This is a genomic window from Rhodopirellula sp. JB055, assembly GCF_043100905.1.
In the GTDB taxonomy this organism is placed as follows: Bacteria; Planctomycetota; Planctomycetia; order Pirellulales; family Pirellulaceae; genus Rhodopirellula.
In genome coordinates, this window is sequence record NZ_JBICHO010000577.1 from 1 (window position 1) to 3,120 (window position 3,120).

Annotated in this window: 2 protein-coding genes and 1 pseudogene; 1 reads left to right on the plus strand and 2 read right to left on the minus strand. The window is 57.3% G+C overall.

What is annotated here, in order from left to right; translation table 11 throughout:
* A pseudogene (locus tag ACF8AM_RS22545) lies at positions 1-579 on the minus strand (hypothetical protein); the annotation flags it as partial.
* Positions 580-632: 53 nt separating this feature from the next.
* On the opposite strand from ACF8AM_RS22545, the gene ACF8AM_RS22550 reads away from it, so the two are divergent.
* Positions 633-1,196, plus strand: coding sequence for a shikimate kinase (locus tag ACF8AM_RS22550; protein WP_392557820.1), 564 nt, complete (start codon positions 633-635; stop codon positions 1,194-1,196).
* 52 nt (positions 1,197-1,248) lie between these two features.
* On the opposite strand, the gene ACF8AM_RS22555 is transcribed toward ACF8AM_RS22550, so the two are convergent.
* The coding region (locus ACF8AM_RS22555) for a type IIA DNA topoisomerase subunit B (RefSeq protein WP_392557821.1) at positions 1,249-3,120 on the minus strand (1,872 nt) is incomplete at its 5' end.

Below are 3,120 nucleotides of genomic sequence, written 5' to 3' on the forward strand. Positions count from 1 at the left end.
CTCCATCGCCAATTGAGCTTCGTCGGTGCCGACCGAATCAGCGGTCATGGAAGCGGTGATTTTAATCGCCAACAAAATCACGATCACCGAGTAAGCTTCCAATTGGTCCATCGCTTGAGCGAACGGCTTGCTGACTTTTGACAATCGCGGGACGCTGGTCACCACCGCGAGAACTGCGAAAACGCAGAACAACGGGACGCTGCGGAGCGGCCCCGCGGAACCCAGCAAAGCGTTGTCGGTGATCCAGTCCGGTCCCCACAGCGACAGACCGGACAAACAAGCCACGCCAAAGAACGGTGACAATGCCAATGGAGCGAGCGGGCCCAACCAATCGGCCAGATTCAGTTGGTCGGCCCACGCCGTCGCCGCGGCGATGTCACGTGTGTCGAATTCGCCCTTGAGCGCCTGCGGAATGTCTTCTTCGTCGACCGCTGATTGAATCCGATCGAAATCCGACGTCGCCGACTCCGCTTGCCCGGAAGCTTGCACTCGCCCCGATCGCTCGCTTTGTCCGGCTGCTTGCACCGCCAGCCCAACCAGGAGCACCACCGCCAACGTCATCTTCGCAATCCAATTCATCTCATTCCCTTCGGACTTCTCAATCAAACCGTGGGCTGGTAGCGTTTCGCATCATGAACATTGACGTAGTGAAACCTCAGCACCTCTATTTGACCGGCTACCGTGGGTGCGGCAAAAGTACGCTTGCGAAACTTTTAGCGCGACGGCTGTCCGTGCCAGTCGTCGACCTGGACGATGTGATCGAATCGACCGCAGAAAAATCGATCACAGAGATCTTCGCTGATGAATCCGAACGCGGTTTTCGCGACCGAGAAGAAGCGGCTTTGCGAGACGTTGCCAAACGGCCCACGCACGTGATCGCTCTCGGTGGAGGCACCATTCTTCGCGAAGCCAATCGCCAATTGATCTCCCAATCGGGATGGTGCGTGTGGTTGGACGCGGAACCTGAAATCTTGGTTGAGCGATTGCAGGGCGATGCAACCACCGCCGATCGCCGTCCTTCGCTCACGGACCAGTCCGTTTTCGACGAAGTGAAAACGGTGATGACAAAGCGTGAACCGCTTTATCGCGCGTCGGCGGACTTGCGAGTTGACACCAGTCGGCGAACCATGGATGAAATCTTGGGGGAGGTTTTGAAAGCCGTCCCGTCCAGCATCGGACACGTCAATCCCGGCTAGTGTTCGCTCGATGGCCGCAGATAGCCGTCGCACCAATTTCAAGCGAGTTGCCTCACACGTCGATTTCGCTGGCGTCTTCGGCCCGGTCCATGATGAACCGAAAGCGAGCCGAGGCGTCGCGGCCCATCAGATCGCTGATCGTGCGGTCGGTTTCCAAGTGGTCGTCGATTTCCACCTTCAACAACGTGCGTTTGGTTGGATCCAATGTCGTGTTCCAAAGCACCTTGGGCATCATCTCACCCAACCCTTTGAAACGCGTGATCTCGGGATTCGCTCGGCCTTTGTGTTCCGACAAAATCTTCTCGCGATGGTCTTCATCGGCTGCCCAAAACGTTTCTTTGCCAATGTCGATCCGATACAGCGGCGGAACAGCGATGAACAACCGCCCGTCTGCGATCAACGCAGGCATGTGTCGGTAAAAGAAGGTCAGCAACAACGTCGTGATGTGGTGACCATCGCTATCAGCATCTGCCAGCAGAATGATTCGATCGTACCGCAAATTCGCGAGGTTGAGCGACGGACCGATGCCGCACCCCAGCGACGCGATCATGTCTTGGATCTCTTTGTTGTCGAGAATCTTTTTCAGCGTCGCGGACTCGGTGTTCAGCACCTTCCCACGCAGTGGCAAGATCGCTTGGCAGTTCCGGTCTCGGCCTTGCTTGGCACTGCCGCCTGCCGAGTCACCTTCGACGATGAACAGTTCCGATTTGCCTTTGCCGCCTGATACACAATCCGACAACTTGCCGGGCAGCATCGTTCGTTTGGAACCGCCTTTTCGCGACACCGCTTCACTGGCGGCTCGCGAGGCGGCTCGTGCACGTGCGGCCGCAACAATCCGGGCGATGACCGCATCGGCAACGGATGGATTGTTGTTCAGCCATTGCTCCATCGCACTGCGGACCCCGGATTCAACCACGCCGTGCGCTTCGGGGTTGTTCAACCGGTCTTTCGTTTGGCCTTGGAACTGAGGTTCCGCCACAAAGATGGATACGATCGCGATCAGTCCTTCGCGAATGTCCTCGTGAGTGATTTTGACCCCGCGAGGAGTCAGGTTATGCGTGTCGATGTGGTTCCGAACGGCTTTGACCACACCACCACGGAAACCGTTCTCGTGGGTGCCGCCACTGGCCGTCGGGATGCCGTTGACGTAACTGCGAACGTGTTCGTCGGTCGACTCGGTCCACTGCAACGTGACTTCCACACGATCGTCATCATCGACTCGGTAAGTGAACGGCGTTTCGTGGATCGTCCGCGCCTCGCGTTCCTTGATGACTTTGCCGAGGTAGTCCACGATTCCGTTTTCATGCAAAAACGTATCGCGGGTCTTCGCGACTTCGTCGATGTACGTGACCTTGACGCCGCGATGCAGGAAACTGGCCGTTTCCAATCGTTGCTTGATCGTGTCGCCGTTGAACGTTGTCCGCGGAAAAATGGTTGGATCAGGGCTGAAGGTAATCGTCGTTCCTGTCCCGCGAACGGTTCCACGCAGCTTTTGAAGCTTCGATGTCGCTTGCCCGCGGCAGAACGCCATCCGGTACTGAGCCCCGTTGCGTTTGACGATGGCCACCAACTCTTTGCTGAGCGCGTTGACGACCGACGCCCCGACTCCGTGCAGACCACCGGATGTTTTGTAGTTGTCACCTTCGAATTTGCCACCCGCGTGCAAGACGGTGAGCACCATTTCAAGCGCCGACTTCTTGGTCTTGGGATGCTTGTCGACCGGAATCCCACGACCATTGTCACTGACTGAAACGGTTTGCCCGTCTTTGTGCAACGTCACCGTGATCTCAGACGCGTGACCGTTCATGGCCTCGTCGACCGAGTTGTCAACAATTTCCCAAATCAAATGGTGCAGACCGGCGGAACCAACACCGCCGATGTACATACCGGGACGTTTGCGAACAGGCTCGAGGCCTTCCAACGC